The following is a 14,276-nucleotide window of genomic DNA, read 5'->3' as shown; positions in this document are numbered from 1 at the left end:
AAAACAGCAGTAAATGAGGGGTTGGTCGCGACAAATGTCAGCTGCGCCTTGCCTTGGCCACTGCACTGTATATACTGCCAGTGTGCTGTATAAAAAGACAGGTGCCAATTCTATGAAACCCCTTACCCCCCGCCAGGCCGAAGTGCTGGAGCTGATCAAGGTGAACATGAGCGAGACCGGCATGCCGCCGACTCGTGCCGAGATTGCCCAGAAGCTTGGTTTCAAGTCGGCCAATGCGGCCGAAGAACATCTGAAGGCCCTGGCCAAAAAAGGGGTCATCGAGATCATGCCGGGCACGTCCCGCGGCATTCGCCTGTTGCTCGAAGAGGAAGAGGTGCTGGAAGAGAGCGGCCTGCCGCTCATCGGCAAGGTTGCCGCCGGTGAACCCATTCTGGCTCAGGAGCATATCGAGAGCCACTATCAGGTTGATCCCGCCCTGTTCCATCCGCGCGCAGATTTTCTGCTGCGGGTGCAGGGGATGAGCATGAAGAACATCGGTATTCTGGATGGCGATCTGCTGGCGGTGCACAAGACCCAGGAGGTGCGCAACGGTCAGGTGGTTGTCGCCCGTCTCGATGAGGATGTCACCGTCAAGCGCTTCCAGCGCAAGGGCAGTCAGGTATGGCTGCTGCCGGAGAATGAAGAGCTCTCCCCCATCGAGGTGGACCTCTCCTGCCAGCAGCTCACCATCGAAGGGCTGGCGGTCGGGGTGATCCGCAACGCCGACTGGATGTAATCATCCCCGCCAACTGCGTTTGCCACACGGCCTCCTTCGGGAGGCCGTGCTGTTTCTGGCGCACTTTCCCTGTCATATCAAACAGATCATCGGCGGCGGCATTTTTGTCCTGCGCGACCGGCTACCAATCATCCATTTCAGATATATGCTCAGATCAGTGCCCTGTCGCCGAGACAGGGCTTGGCACCTCCCTCTGACCATCGCAATGCGCCGGGACGGGAGGGCCGGTAACAACGAGAATCGGGCAGTACACCTTCACGGGATATGAAGGGGGAGTGGGTAGATCCCGAGCCTTGTCAGGCAAAGGGGACCACTCGTAATGGTTGCAGATAGTCGTGACGGGCCTGTTCCCAGTTCAGGCCGACGAAGCAACATGACCTGTCGGTCAAGGAGGACTGGTATGGCATCAAGATCGCCATGGGATTCAGAGGCTGGGGCTGCGCCAGCGGAATCGTCAATCACCCGTTTTGTCAAAGGTAGCCGGATGACCTGGTTTTACGGTCTCTGGCTGCACCATCGTGGTTCGCACTGGACGCTCTGGCTGGGATGCCCGAAAGAGAAGGTGGTGCGTCTGGTGCTGCTGTTCAAACGGGGTCACGGCGATCGCCAGGGGGAAGAGGGCTGGCTGGCCCCCGTGATTCCCATCGGCGTGCGGGCCATCGGCAAGATGTTGCAGCAGGGGCGTAACGCTCGCCCCTGAGCAGAAGAGACAAACAAATCCATCCATAACCGGCACCCGAGGGGGCCGGTTTTTTTATGGCCGCAACTGGCGATTAATTATGCCAAATGGTCGACTCCTGACAGGGCGTTGCACAAGATTGAACCACCTTGGCGGCTCGCTGGGGTACAATGCCTCCCTCTTGTCCGGTCACTGCTGGCCATCTGCCTCGAACTGAAAGGGTCTCTTGTTATGATGAAGCTCCGCTATCCCCTGCTCTTTCTGCTGCTGACAGCCTGTCTGATCCTGGTGTTTTACGCCACGCAGCCAGAGCAGCCGGAACAGGCCGATTATTATCCGGCGGGGCGGGACATCAATGATTTTGCCTTTACCGATGCGGACAACCAGCCGTTCACTCCTGCCAACCTGAAGGGGCACTGGACCTTCCTGTTCGTCGGCTACACCTTCTGCCCCGATATCTGCCCCACCACGCTGGCAGATATGCGCTCCGTCTATGACCAGCTGAAGAAGATGGCGCCCGACAGTCAGGTGGTGTTTATCTCGGCGGATCCCCAGCGTGACGATATTCCACGCCTCAAGACCTATACCGCCTTCTTCAATCCCGAATTCAAGGCGGCTACCGCCCCCCACGACAAGCTGTTCCCGTTTGTGCGCAATCTGGGGCTGATCTACTCCATCGCCAATCAGGGGGAGAAGGATTATCTGATCGATCACTCCGCCTCCATCGTGCTCATCAATCCCAAGGGCAAGCTGCAGGCGGTATTCCGCCCGCAGGTGGCGCCGGGTCAGGTGCCCAGGGTGCAGATGGCCACCATGCTCTCTGATTTCGCCCGCATCCTGAAGTTGGCAGGCCACTGAGCGTGACCCCAGCTGTTGCCCCCTGGTGGCGAGATCCCTCTCGCCACCGCGCCGTCTTTGCGCTCGCCCTGCCGATGGTTTTCTCCAATATCACCACCCCCTTGCTGGGGCTGGTGGACACCTGGGTGATCGGTCATCTCGGTCAGGCCTGGTTTCTGGGGGGCGTCTCGGTCGGTGCGACCCTGATCAACCTCATCTTCTGGCTGCTCGGCTTTTTGCGGATGTCGACCACCGGCCTGACGGCGCAGGCGCACGGCGCCGCCGACGGTCGTGCCCAGCTCGATACTCTGCTGCGGGCGCTGGGGCTGGCCATTACTCTTGGCCTGGCGCTGCTGTTGTTGCTCTTCCCCCTGTTGCCACGGCTGATCGCCCTGAGTGGCGGCTCGCCCGAGGTGCAGCTCTATGCGGGCCAATATGTGGCGGTGCGGATCTGGAGCGCCCCGGCGGCGCTCTGCAATCTGGTGATCATGGGTTGGCTGTTGGGGATGCAGGATGCCCGCAGCCCCATGGTGATGTTGATCCTCACCAATCTGGTCAATATGGCGCTCGATGCCCTGTTTGTGCTCGGGCTCGGCTGGCAGGTGCGCGGCGTGGCAGCGGCCTCGGTCATGGCGGACTACTGCGCGCTGGCAGTCGGTATCTGGCTGGTACGCCGTCAGCTGCGGCAACTGGCGCCGACGGTGTGGCAGGATGGCTGGCAGCGCTGGCGGCAGCTTGCGCCCATGGTGCGGTTGCTCGGCCTCAACCGCGATATCTTCCTGCGCTCCCTCTGTTTGCAGCTCTGCTTTGCCTTTATGACCTTGCAAGGGGCACGATTGGGGGACGTGGCGGTGGCCGCCAATGCGGTGCTGCTCAACTTCCTGATGCTCATCTCCTACGGACTCGATGGTTTTGCCTATGCGGTGGAGGCCATGGTAGGACGAGCCATCGGTCAGCAGGATCGGCAGAAACTGCGGGAGGCCATCGTGCTCAATCTGGGCTGGGCCTCCCTCATCGCCAGTGGTTTTACCCTGCTGTTTGCCCTCTTTGGTGCCCACCTTATCGGCTATATCACCGACATTCCGGCCGTGGTGGCGGAGGCAAATCGTCAGCTTCCCTGGCTGATCGCCATGCCCTTGCTAGCGGTCTGGTGCTTCCTGCTGGATGGCGTATTTATCGGGGCGACCCGGGCGCGGGAGATGCGCAACAGCATGTTGCTGGCCGCGTTTGGCGGCTTCTTCCCGATTTGGTGGCTCTGTCAGTCGTGGGGCGTGGCCGCGTTATGGGCGGCGATGGCGGCGCTGATGGTGGGGCGCGGTCTGTCGCTGGGGGTCACTTGCTGGCGGCTGGAGCGCAGCGGGCATCTGCTCGACGCCCGCCACTGATCATCGGTGGCGCTTACATGGCACCGTCGTAGCCGAGCTGGCGCCAGCTCTCGTAGACAAAGACAGACACCGCGTTGGAGAGGTTCATGCTGCGGCTCTGGGGCACCATAGGGATGCGCAGCCGCTGCTCGAACGGCAGACTCTCGATGATCTCGGTGGGCAGGCCGCGACTCTCCGGGCCAAACAGCAGGGCGTCGCCAAGGGCATACTGGGCCGCCGAGTGTGCGGTGCGGCCCTTGGTGGTGCAGGCGAACACCCGCTTGGGCGCCACGGCGGCCAGAAAGGCCTCATAGCTCGGCCAGCGCTTCACCTCGGCAAACTCGTGATAGTCGAGTCCCGCCCGTTTTACCCGCTTGTCATCCCACTCAAATCCCAGCGGCTCGATCAGATGGAGCCGGTAACCGGTATTGGCGCAAAGCCGGATGATATTGCCGGTGTTGGGCGGAATTTCCGGCTGGTAGAGGACGATATCGAGCATGACGAGCTCCTGCAAAGAGGTGTAAAGCCAAGAAGGGGCGCCAGCATACCCAGCGCCCGTCCGGATGAAAAGGATCAGGCGATGGGCAGCTTGATCGTGATGGTCAGTCCGGTTGGATGATTGCTGCTGGCCGTAATGGTGCCGCCGTGACGCTGGATCGCCTCCGATGCGATAGCCAGTCCCAGCCCGGTGCCACCGGTCTTGGCGTTGCGGGCATCATCGACCCGGAAGAAGGGTTGGAACAGCAATATCTGCTGTTCGTCGGGGACGCCGGGCCCGTCATCACGAATAGTCATCACCCACTCCTGCCCATCCCGATACCATTCAACCTTGATGAACTCGCGGGCATACTTGAGGGCGTTGCGCAGGGGGTTTTCCACCGCCCGGGCCAGCAGCTCGGGCCACATCTGGATCGACTCGGCGGGCAGCGGTGGCAACCTGAGCTGCTTGCCGCTCTGGTTCGCCTCAAACATCGCATCTTCGAGGATGGGCTCCAGTAGATCGGCCAGCGGCTGCACGATAGGGGCCTCAACATGCTGTTGCACCCGCGACAGATCGAGCAGGTCACCGATCAGCTTGTCCAGCCGCCCAATCTCCGATTCGATCCGCGCCAGCTCGGCGCTATCCCCCTGTTTGCGGCGGATCAGCGCTTGCGCCAACTGCATCCGGGTGAGGGGGCTGCGCAGCTCGTGGGAGATATCGGAAAGCAGCTGTTTCTGCTTCTGGATCATGCTCTTGAGCGTCTCTACCATGCGGCTGACGTTATCCGCCAGCTGACCGATCTCATCGCCCCGTCCCAAGTTGGGGATCTGCACCTCCAGATTGCCGGCCGCCAGTTGGGAGACTGACTTTTGCAATTGCAGGATGGGACGGGTCAACCGCCAGGCGAGCAGCAGGCAGAGCGGGGTGCTGACCAGCATTGAGATGCCCAGAATGCGGATCGGGTGATCCAGCACCTGAATGAACAGGAACAGATAGGGATTCTCGGCATTGAGGCCGAAATAGACGTGGTAGCGATGGCCGCGGTGCTCCATCAGGAAAGGCCCTGCGATCGCCTTGCGATCCTCGTTGCCCAGCATGGGTTTGGCCGGGTCGTCGGCGTCCACCATGAAGCGAACCACAAACTTGCGCGGATGGGTGGTGGACTGGATCTGGCCCCTCTCGTCGCGCAGGTAGACATTGTCCACCGGGAGCATGGCGATCTTGTCCATCGTTTTGGCCAGATCGAAATCCTGATCCGGATCGGCAGCGTTGAGCAGGGCCTGCACATTTTTCTGCATTCGCACTGCCTCATGGGTCGGCAGCGGGATCTGGTTGCGAGGATCCAGAGTGGGCAGGCTGATCACGGCGGCCAGCATCACCAGCAGCATGAACCAGAACCAGAGGAAGATATGGGTCGATATGCCGTTGAGGGAGCTGGTACTCTTTATTCTTGCTCTAGCCACAGGTAACCGCGCCCCCGTACGGTTTTGAAGCGGGGCTGGCCATCACTGCGCTCCGGCAACTTTTTGCGCAGGTTGCTCAGGTGCATGTCGATGGCCCGATCGAAGGGCTCCAGCTTCTTGCCAAGCACCTGTTCGGAGAGGTGGCTCTTGCTGACGATCTGGCCAGGATTGCGCAACAGGCACTCCAGCAGTCCGAACTCGGTGGCTGTCAGCTCCAGCAGCTGTTCGCCGCAGCGGGCTTGCTGCAGGCCGGGTTGCAGCACTATATCCATGAAGTGCACTTCGTCGGAGGAGCTGCCACGCTGGGGCGGGGCACTCTGGGTGCGGCGCAGGATGGCGCGAACCCGGGCCAGCAGCTCCCGATCGTCGAATGGCTTGGCCAGATAGTCGTCGGCTCCGGCCTCCAGACCGTTGACCCGATCCTGGCTGTCGCCACGAGCGGTCAACATCAGCACCGGGGTTTCATGGGTTTTGCGCAGCTTGGTCAGCATGGCAAAGCCGTTGAGTTTTGGCATCATTACATCCAGCAGCACCAGATCGAAGCCCTGCTCCGCCAGCCGTTGCAGCCCCTCTTCACCATCCTCGGCGACCGTGACCTGAAATCCTTCCAGGGTCAGAATTTCGGTGAGCAGCTGGGTCAATTCAAGATCGTCGTCGACCAGGAGTATTCTGTTCATCGCTTCTTGTTCCACTGATTTTCGCGCCAAATCGACGCCGGGGTCAGGGTATAATAAGTTTTTCATCGTCAGAGGAAAGCCGGTTTTGAGCCATCAACAATATTCCCGTTGGGTAACCTTTGCCAGCATGGCGGCGGTTACCACTGCAACCTTGCTGATCACCGGCAAGCTGATCGCCTGGTTGATGACCGATTCGTCGACCCTGCTGGCGTCGCTCACCGACTCTTTCATGGATGTGAGTGCCTCCATCATCAACCTGCTGGCCATTCGCTATGCGCTGGCCCCGGCCGATGATGAACACCGCTTCGGTCACGGCAAAGCGGAGTCTCTGGCGGGGCTGATCCAGTCGGCCTTTATCTCCGGCTCCGCCCTGCTGCTGGTGATGCACGGCATCTCCTCCCTGCTCAAACAGGCACCTATTGAACGGTTAGAGGCGGGTCTCTGGGTTAGTGGCGGTTCCATTGTGCTGACCCTGCTGCTGGTCAGTTTCCAGAGTTTCGTTATTCGCAAGACCAACAGCGTGGCCATCAAGGCGGACATGTTGCACTACCGCTCCGATCTGCTGCTCAACGCCGGTGTCTTGCTGGCGCTGGTGCTGGCGGGACAGGGGTGGTACTGGGCTGACGGCCTGTTTGCCATCCTGATCGGGTTGCTCCTGCTGTGGGGGGCGGGACATATCGGCTACGAGTCGGTGCAGGCCCTGCTCGATCGTCAGTTGCCAGCGGAAGAACAAGCGAGAATAATGGCGCTCTGCTGTGCCGTAGAAGGTGTACACGGTGTACATGACCTGCGCACCCGTCAATCCGGGCCGACCCGATTCGTACAGTTGCATCTGGAACTGGATGATCAGATCCCCCTGGTCAAGGCCCATCAGATCGCCGATGAAGCCGAGCTGGCGGTACGCCAGGCATTCGAGCGGATGGATGTCATCATTCACATGGACCCCATCTCGGTGCTGACAAAAGAACAACAGAGCCCTCACCCAGAACAACAGTAGGCTGCAACATGGATGAACTGGTTGCCAAAACCTGGCACAAAATTCAGCAAGAAGCACAGTGCATGGCGGCCCAGGAGCCGATGCTGGCCAGCTTCTTCCACTCCACCATTCTTAATCACAAGAATCTGCGTTCGGCGCTGAGCTTCCAGCTGGCCAACAAACTCGACAGCGCCACCATGCCCGCCATCGCTCTGCGCGAGGTGATCGAGCTGGCCCTGCGCAGCGAGCCCGAGTTGCTGACGGTAGTGGCGGCCGACATCTGCGCCGTGCAGGAGCGGGATCCGGCGGTCGACCTCTTCTCCACCCCGCTGCTTTACCTCAAGGGGTTCCATGCCCTGCAGGGCTATCGGGTCGCCAACTGGCTGTGGCGTCAGGGGCGCCGCTCGCTGGCGCTCTACCTGCAGAACCAGATCTCGGTGGTGTTCGGGGTGGATGTGCACCCGGCTGCCCGCATCGGCAAGGGGATCATGTTTGACCATGCCACCGGCATAGTGGTCGGCGAGACGGCGGTGATTGAAGATGATGTCTCCATCCTGCAGAGCGTTACCCTCGGTGGTACCGGCAAGGAGAGCGGCGATCGCCATCCCAAGATCCGCGAAGGGGTGATGATAGGGGCGGGCGCCAAGGTGCTCGGCAATATCGAAGTGGGCGTGGGCGCCAAAATTGGCGCGGGCAGCGTGGTGATCAACCCGGTGCCGCCTCATACCACGGTCGCTGGCGTACCCGCCAAGATCGTCGGCCGTCCGGAGTGCGACAAGCCTTCACTGGATATGGATCAGTGTCTCTGATCTCCCGGCCGGAGTAGTCGATGGCCAAACGCTGGTCGGGTTATCTGATTTTGGGGATGTGGCTGCTCAACCTGCTCCATCTCTATCTGGGACTCTCCCCTTGGCCAGCGGCCATGGCGGCCTGGGGGGCATCACTGCTCACCTGGCCCTGGCTGGTGGGGGCCGCCAAGCGGCAGGCGCTGGCCTTGTATGGCGCGGCGCTGTGGCTGCTCTTCTTCTCCTGGTGGCAGGGCGCGACCCTCACCGCCGGTGACTGGCTGCTGCCCAACATCAATATGCTCACCATGTTTGCCGCGGTGAGCACCCTCAACCTCGCCACCTCAGGTCTCTTGACCGGCACCACCTCCTGGACCGGACGCAAGGGGCTGTGGAGCACTATGGCCAGCCTCAATCTGCTGGGGGCGGTCATCAACCTCTCGGTGCTGTTCATCATCGGCGATCGGCTGGAGCGCAATGGCACCCTGGAGCGGCGTCAGGTGATGGTGCTGAGCCGGATCTTCTGTGCCGCTGCCTTCTGGTCACCCTTCTTTGTCGCCATGGCGGTGGCGCTCACCTATGCGCCGGGCTTGCAGCTCTCCCATATTCTGCCGTTCGGGATCCTCGCCGCCTTGCTGGCGATGGGGCTGACTGCCTGGCAGGTGGAGAGGATCGGAGTGGCCGACTTTGCCGGTTATCCGCTGCGGCTGCAGACCCTGGGGTTGCCGGTCACGCTGGCGCTGCTGGTACTGCTCATCAAGCAGGTCTGGCCCCAGCTCGGCATTCTGGCGGTGATCGCGCTGGTGGCCCCGCTGCTGGCGCTGCTTTTTATGCCTAGGGTCGGGCGCAAGGCGGCCCTCAAGCGGCAGGTGGTGGAACGCTTTCCCGCCATCGGCGGTCAGCTGGTGCTGTTTCTGGGGGCCGGTTTGTTGGCGGCAGGCATCAACAGCGCGCTGTCGGTCATCGATCTCGGTGCCGGTCATGGCCTGCCACTGTTCAACCACTTTGGCTGGCTTGAGGCATCCCTCACTCTGCTGCTGATCCTGCTGGTGGCCATCGTTGGGGTGCATCCGCTCATCAGTATCTCCGGGCTGGCGCCGCTGCTCTGGCCGCTGGCGCCGGATCCCAGCCTGCTAGGTATGTGTTTCCTGCTGGGATGGGGGCTTGCCACCGGCACCAGTCCGCTCTCCGGCTCCAATCTGGCGCTGGCCTCCCGCTACAACCTCAGTGCCGGGCTGATCCTGCGCTGGAACCTGCTTTATGGCCTGCTGATGTATGTCGTCGCCTGTCTGTTGCTGGGGGCTTATATCGCCTTGCATGGATAACGGCGGCGCCGTCAGGAGGGGGCAAATGATGCGCGGGCGGCGGGGTCTTTTACGCACGGTTCAGTGTGTTGTCGCGGCTCGGGCGCAGGATGCGAGAAAAATAGACGCATATTTAGACAATACATCTATGGAAGGCGCATTTTACAGCGCACTGGCTTGTTTGTGCCGATGCGCTCGGGGTATGCTGGCTTCACGCGCTTGAATCGCCCTCTGTGGGGCATCGCAATTGAACAAACAGGTATGCATATGTCACTAGAAGTCCTTGAGCAACTCGAATCCAAAGTACAATCCGCTGTCGACAACATCTCCCTGCTGAAGATGGAGCTGGACGAGCTGAAAGAGCAGAACAGCAAGCTGCAAGACGAGAACCATCAGCTGCGCAACGAGCACACTGCATGGCAGGAGCGTCTGCGTGCCCTGCTGGGTAAAATGGATCAAATGGGCGAAACCATCTAACTCATCGCCTTCAGGCAGAATTGAAAACGGGCCGCTCCATGAGCGGCCCGTCTGTTTTTGGCTGGGTGAGGATTATAGCGCCAGCAGCTGCTTGACTGTCTTCTCGATGCCGTCTGCCGCTTCGACTATGTTGTTGGCCAGCATGTAGGCCGGAGTGGAGATCACCTTGCGCTCCTGATCCACCACGAATTCGTTGACCGGGCAGTTGAGATGGCTGCCACCCATCGCCTCGATGGCGTTGGCGGTGCCTTCGTCATGGCCGATGGTCGCCAGCGTCCCGGCGCCATAGATCAGCGGGATCATGGCGGGGGCGATGCAGATATAGGCGGCCGGTTTGTTGGCGTTGGCAAAGCTCTGACACGCTTTCAGCACATCGGGCTGGATCTGGCACTCGGCTCCTTTGATAGCGAAGTCACACAGGTTCTTGGCCGCGCCAAAGCCGCCGGGCACCAGCAGCGCGTCGTAGTCGGCCGCATCCAGCTCGGCCACATCCTTGATCTGGCCACGGCAGATACGGGCCGCTTCGACCAGCACATTGCGGCTCTCCCCCTCGCTCACTTCACCGGTCAGGTGGTTGATGACATGGAGCTGCGCCACGTTCGGGGCGAAGCACTGGACGGCGGCTCCCTGACGGGCCAACGCCAGCAGGCTGATGACGGCCTCGTGGATTTCGGCCCCGTCAAAGACACCGCAGCCACTCAAAATCACGGCCACTTTTTTCATGGCAAACTCCTCGTTGTTGAAAATGTGAGCCAGGATGGATTGTTGTACTTTTGTATGGTTATCGCTCGCCCTCCGCTGGTCAAGTCATCTTGCTGTGCTAGGATTGTTTCGTTTTGGATCCTGCCGTACCTACTCCCTTAAATCTTTTTCCACATTGATCGAGATCATTCTAACTTTCTCACGATCGGTTTTTGCGATCTCAACACATTGTTTTTAATGGCTTTTTATATTCTTATGCACAGTTTTATCACTGTGTGCTCTGATGCGCCCCATTTTTGAACACAGAGTTATCCACAGATTGAGTCCCTTTATCGGGCGCTGTGTGCTGTTGCTGCGCCCCTTGGTGTGAGGGGGGCCCTGTGGCATCCTAGCGGCTGTTTATCTCTGGCAGGACGATTTCATGGCCCCTAGCAACCCCCTTATTCTGGTCGACGGCTCCTCTTATCTTTACCGCGCCTTCTTCGCCTCCCAGCAGGCCGATCTGCGCACATCGACCGGTTTGCCGAGCGGCGCCGTCCGTGTCATGGCCAACATGATGCGCAGCCTGCGCAAGCAATATCCTGACTGTCATGTGGCCGTGGTGTTTGATGCCAAGGGCAAGACCTTCCGCGACGACATCTATCCCGAGTACAAGGCGACCCGCGCCAGCATGCCGGACGATCTGCGCAGCCAGGTTGCGCCTATCCACCAGATGATCAAGGCGATGGGATTCCCCTTTTTGATGGTCGAAGGCGTCGAGGCAGACGACGTGATCGGCACCCTGGCCCGCCAGGCGACCGAGAAGCAGCTGCCGGTACTGATCAGCACCGGTGACAAGGACATGGCGCAGTTGGTCTCCGACCATGTCACCCTGATCGACACCATGAAAGATGTGAAGACTGATCGGGAAGGGGTGATCGAGAAGTTCGGCGTACCGCCCGAGCTCATCATCGACTACCTGGCCCTGATGGGTGACAAGGTCGACAACATTCCCGGCATGACCGGTGTCGGCGAGAAGACCGCACTGGCCCTGCTGCAGGGGATTGGCAGCATCGACGAGATTGCCGCCAACCTCGACAAGGTGGCTGCCCTCGGCTTCCGTGGCTCCAAGGCGTTCGCCGACAAGTTCCGCGAGCAGGAGGAGCAGGTTCGTCTCTCCTATAGACTGGCGACCATCAAGACCGATGTCGAGCTGGAACAGAGTCTGGAAGAGCTGTTGCTCAAGCCGGTCGACAAGGAGTCCCTGCTGGCGGTCTATCGCGAATACGAGCTGCGCAACCTGATCAAGGAGCTGGAATCCGGTGGTGAAGAGGGGAGCGAGAGCGCCGGACAGGGCGACGCTGGCGATGACAACACCACTCCGGTTGCCGCCATCGAAACCGACTACCGCTGCATTCTGGACGAAGCCGAGTTTGACGGCTGGCTGGAACAGTTGAAAGCGGCACCGCTGTTTGCCTTCGATACCGAAACCACCAGTCTCGATTATATGGAGGCACGGATTGTTGGCGTCTCCTTCGCGGTTGAGCCGGGCAAGGCTGCTTATGTGCCGTTTGGCCATGACTATCTGGGGGCGCCGGTACAGCTGAGCGAGGCCGTGGTGCTCGGCAAGCTCAAACCGCTGCTGGAAGATCCGACCCGTCTCAAGGTGGGGCAGAACCTCAAGTACGACCGCAACGTGCTGCTCAACCATGACATCGACTTGCAAGGTATCGCCTACGACACCATGCTCGAGTCCTACGTGCTCAACTCCACCGCCAGCCGCCACGACATGGATTCGCTGGCCAAGCGTTACCTCGGGGTCGAGACTACCTCCTTTGAAGATATCGCCGGCAAAGGAGTGAAACAGCTCACCTTCAACCAGATCGAGCTGGAGCAGGCGGCCCCCTATGCGGCGGAAGATGCCGATATTACCCTGCGTCTGCACCAGACCCTCTGGGGTCAGCTGGAGGCCGTACCGGGCCTTGCCAGGGTATTCAGCGAGATCGAACTGCCGCTGCTGCCAGTGCTGGCGCGGATGGAGTTGCTCGGCACCACCATCGATCCCAAGTTGCTGCACCAGCAGAGCCAGGAGATCGAGCTGCGGTTGGCGGAGCTGGAGAAGCAGGCCCATGAGCTGGCCGGGCAGGAGTTCAACCTCTCTTCGCCCAAGCAGCTGGGGGAGATCCTCTTCACCAAGTTGGGCCTGCCGATCATCAAAAAGACTCCGAAGGGGGCACCGTCCACCGCAGAAGAGGTGCTGGCCGAGCTGGCGGAGACCTATGAGCTGCCGCAACTGCTGATGGAACATCGCGGTCTGGCCAAGCTCAAGTCCACCTACACCGACAAGTTGCCGCTGATGATCAAGCCGCAGACCGGGCGGGTGCACACCTCCTATCATCAGGCGGTAGCGGCTACGGGCCGTTTGTCATCATCTGATCCCAACCTGCAGAACATCCCGGTGCGCAACGAACAGGGGCGCCGCATCCGGCAGGCCTTCATCCCGTGCGCCGGTTACAAGCTGGTGGCGGCGGACTACTCCCAGATCGAGCTGCGCATCATGGCGCACCTCTCCGGCGACAAGGGTCTGCTGACCGCTTTCGCCGAAGGCAAGGACATCCACAAGGCGACCGCCGCCGAGGTGTTCGGGGTGGCGCTCGAGGCGGTGACCAGCGACATGCGCCGCAGTGCCAAGGCGATCAACTTCGGCCTCATCTACGGCATGAGTGCCTTCGGTCTGGCCAAGCAGCTGGGGATCGGTCGTGCCGAAGCGCAGAAGTACATGGATCTCTACTTCGAGCGCTACCCGGGCGTGCTGGAGTATATGGAGCGCACTCGTCAGCAGGCGGAAGCCCAGGGGTATGTCGAGACCCTGTTTGGTCGTCGCCTCTATCTGCCGGATATCAAGTCCCGCAACGCCGGTCTGCGCAAGGCTGCCGAACGGGCCGCCATCAACGCCCCGATGCAGGGCACGGCCGCCGATATCATCAAGCGCGCCATGATCAACGTGGATAGCTGGATCCGCGGTATCGAGGATGAGTCGATCCGCATGCTGATGCAGGTACACGATGAACTGGTGTTCGAGATCCGCGAAGAGAAGCTGGAGGAGTACACCGCCATCATCAAGGAGAAGATGTCGGCCGCAGCCGAACTGCATGTGCCGCTGCTGGTTGAAGCGGGTACCGGTGACAACTGGGATCAGGCCCACTGATTTCCGGTCAGCCGTTCTGCACGGCTATATAGCTATATAAGAAGCGAAGCCCGGCATCATGCCGGGCTTCTTCATCTCTGCCGTTCCTATAACGTCTCTTGCAGATACTCATCCTTGAGCAGGACATAGTTGTCCGCCGAGGTTTTGAGGAAGGCGAGCTCGGCCGGTTTGAGCGGGCGAGCCTGTTTGACGGGATTCCCTATATATAGAAAGCCTGACTCGAGTCGCTTGCCCGGCGGCACCAGACTGCCGGCTCCGATCATCACATCATCTTCGACCACGACGCCATCAAGCAGAATGGCACCCATGCCGACCAGCACCCGGTTGCCGATGGTGCAGCCGTGCAGCATCGCCTTATGGCCGACCGTGACATCTTCACCGATCAGCAGTGGATAGCCGGTCGGATTGCTGGCGCTCTTGCGGGTCAGGTGTAGCATCGTGCCGTCCTGAATGTTGCTGCGGGCACCGATGCGGATATGGTTTACATCCCCCCGCGCCGCCACCATGGGCCAGATGCTGGCATCGTCAGCCAGCTCGATATCGCCCACCAATGTCGCGCAGGGGTCTACATATACCCGCTTGCCCAATTGCGGGCGTTTTCCCTTGTA

Annotated in this window: 14 protein-coding genes; 9 read left to right on the top strand and 5 right to left on the bottom strand. The window is 60.5% G+C overall.

Annotated features, from left to right (window positions below; translation table 11 throughout):
* Nucleotides 1-112 precede the first annotated feature (112 nt).
* The 4 genes from lexA (at nt 113) to dinF (ending at nt 3,637) form a co-directional block, all read left to right on the top strand.
* On the top strand, nt 113-736 hold the full coding sequence (lexA, locus tag G5154_RS20150; protein WP_005339540.1) for a transcriptional repressor LexA: 624 nt from the start codon (nt 113-115) through the stop codon (nt 734-736).
* 484 nt (nt 737-1,220) lie between these two features.
* Nucleotides 1,221-1,436: a hypothetical protein gene (locus G5154_RS20145; protein ID WP_019446524.1), complete on the top strand. Its 216-nt coding sequence runs from the start codon at nt 1,221-1,223 to the stop codon at nt 1,434-1,436.
* 210 nt (nt 1,437-1,646) lie between these two features.
* Nucleotides 1,647-2,273: an SCO family protein gene (locus G5154_RS20140; RefSeq protein WP_005339543.1), complete on the top strand. Its 627-nt coding sequence runs from the start codon at nt 1,647-1,649 to the stop codon at nt 2,271-2,273.
* Nucleotides 2,274-2,275: 2 nt separating this feature from the next.
* Nucleotides 2,276-3,637, top strand: coding sequence for an MATE family efflux transporter DinF (gene dinF / locus G5154_RS20135; protein ID WP_266135681.1), 1,362 nt, complete (start codon nt 2,276-2,278; stop codon nt 3,635-3,637).
* Nucleotides 3,638-3,650: 13 nt separating this feature from the next.
* Here dinF and trmL read toward each other — a convergent pair whose 3' ends face one another.
* The 3 genes from trmL to G5154_RS20120 all read right to left on the bottom strand — a co-directional run bounded on the left by trmL (nt 3,651) and on the right by G5154_RS20120 (nt 6,237).
* The gene (gene trmL / locus G5154_RS20130) at nt 3,651-4,115 is read right to left on the bottom strand and encodes a tRNA (uridine(34)/cytosine(34)/5-carboxymethylaminomethyluridine(34)-2'-O)-methyltransferase TrmL (protein ID WP_266135680.1); all 465 of its coding nucleotides are present in this window, start codon (nt 4,113-4,115) and stop codon (nt 3,651-3,653) included.
* A 74-nt stretch (nt 4,116-4,189) separates the two neighbouring features.
* A complete protein-coding gene (locus G5154_RS20125) occupies nt 4,190-5,560 on the bottom strand; it encodes an ATP-binding protein (protein ID WP_409012620.1) in 1,371 nt (456 codons plus the stop codon).
* On the bottom strand, nt 5,542-6,237 hold the full coding sequence (locus G5154_RS20120) for a response regulator (protein WP_216979855.1): 696 nt from the start codon (nt 6,235-6,237) through the stop codon (nt 5,542-5,544). Before G5154_RS20120 ends, G5154_RS20125 begins: the two co-directional genes overlap by 19 nt.
* 85 nt (nt 6,238-6,322) lie before the next feature.
* Between G5154_RS20120 and G5154_RS20115 the strand changes: the two genes are divergently transcribed.
* From G5154_RS20115 to G5154_RS20100, 4 genes are all read left to right on the top strand, one after another.
* Nucleotides 6,323-7,234 (top strand): cation diffusion facilitator family transporter, encoded by a 912-nt coding sequence (locus G5154_RS20115; RefSeq protein ID WP_337073808.1) that lies wholly within the window; start codon nt 6,323-6,325, stop codon nt 7,232-7,234.
* An 8-nt stretch (nt 7,235-7,242) separates the two neighbouring features.
* Nucleotides 7,243-8,022 carry a serine O-acetyltransferase gene (gene cysE / locus G5154_RS20110; protein ID WP_019446522.1) on the top strand — a complete coding sequence of 260 codons (780 nt, stop codon included), beginning with the start codon at nt 7,243-7,245 and terminating at the stop codon, nt 8,020-8,022.
* Between the two features lie 20 nt (nt 8,023-8,042).
* The gene (locus tag G5154_RS20105) at nt 8,043-9,323 is read left to right on the top strand and encodes a hypothetical protein (RefSeq protein WP_421251551.1); all 1,281 of its coding nucleotides are present in this window, start codon (nt 8,043-8,045) and stop codon (nt 9,321-9,323) included.
* A 246-nt stretch (nt 9,324-9,569) separates the two neighbouring features.
* Nucleotides 9,570-9,779 (top strand): cell division protein ZapB, encoded by a 210-nt coding sequence (locus tag G5154_RS20100; protein WP_005339554.1) that lies wholly within the window; start codon nt 9,570-9,572, stop codon nt 9,777-9,779.
* Between the two features lie 72 nt (nt 9,780-9,851).
* On the opposite strand, the gene elbB is transcribed toward G5154_RS20100, so the two are convergent.
* Nucleotides 9,852-10,502 carry an isoprenoid biosynthesis glyoxalase ElbB gene (gene elbB / locus G5154_RS20095; protein WP_005357423.1) on the bottom strand — a complete coding sequence of 217 codons (651 nt, stop codon included), beginning with the start codon at nt 10,500-10,502 and terminating at the stop codon, nt 9,852-9,854.
* Nucleotides 10,503-10,902: 400 nt separating this feature from the next.
* Here elbB and polA point away from each other — a divergent pair, with 400 nt between their 5' ends.
* On the top strand, nt 10,903-13,668 hold the full coding sequence (gene polA / locus G5154_RS20090; RefSeq protein ID WP_421251550.1) for a DNA polymerase I: 2,766 nt from the start codon (nt 10,903-10,905) through the stop codon (nt 13,666-13,668).
* 86 nt (nt 13,669-13,754) lie between these two features.
* On the opposite strand, the gene G5154_RS20085 is transcribed toward polA, so the two are convergent.
* Nucleotides 13,755-14,276, bottom strand: a 522-nt coding sequence (locus G5154_RS20085) for a gamma carbonic anhydrase family protein (protein ID WP_421251549.1), incomplete at its 5' end; no start/stop codon positions are given.

The organism is Aeromonas sp. 600527, assembly GCF_049175415.1.
In the GTDB taxonomy this organism is placed as follows: Bacteria; Pseudomonadota; Gammaproteobacteria; order Enterobacterales; family Aeromonadaceae; genus Aeromonas; species Aeromonas veronii_A.
The sequence above is the reverse complement of the archived record's forward strand: the minus strand, read 5'-3'. Positions and strand labels throughout refer to the sequence as shown.

Coding starts and splice junctions, on each gene's coding strand:
- lexA (WP_005339540.1), top strand. CDS start 113: ATGAAACCCCTTACCCCCCGCCAGGCCGAAGTGCTGGAGCTGATCAAG.
- G5154_RS20145 (WP_019446524.1), top strand. CDS start 1,221: ATGACCTGGTTTTACGGTCTCTGGCTGCACCATCGTGGTTCGCACTGG.
- G5154_RS20140 (WP_005339543.1), top strand. CDS start 1,647: ATGATGAAGCTCCGCTATCCCCTGCTCTTTCTGCTGCTGACAGCCTGT.
- trmL (WP_266135680.1), bottom strand. CDS start 4,115: ATGCTCGATATCGTCCTCTACCAGCCGGAAATTCCGCCCAACACCGGC.
- G5154_RS20120 (WP_216979855.1), bottom strand. CDS start 6,237: ATGAACAGAATACTCCTGGTCGACGACGATCTTGAATTGACCCAGCTG.
- cysE (WP_019446522.1), top strand. CDS start 7,243: ATGGATGAACTGGTTGCCAAAACCTGGCACAAAATTCAGCAAGAAGCA.
- G5154_RS20105 (WP_421251551.1), top strand. CDS start 8,043: ATGGCCAAACGCTGGTCGGGTTATCTGATTTTGGGGATGTGGCTGCTC.
- G5154_RS20100 (WP_005339554.1), top strand. CDS start 9,570: ATGTCACTAGAAGTCCTTGAGCAACTCGAATCCAAAGTACAATCCGCT.
- elbB (WP_005357423.1), bottom strand. CDS start 10,502: ATGAAAAAAGTGGCCGTGATTTTGAGTGGCTGCGGTGTCTTTGACGGG.
- polA (WP_421251550.1), top strand. CDS start 10,903: ATGGCCCCTAGCAACCCCCTTATTCTGGTCGACGGCTCCTCTTATCTT.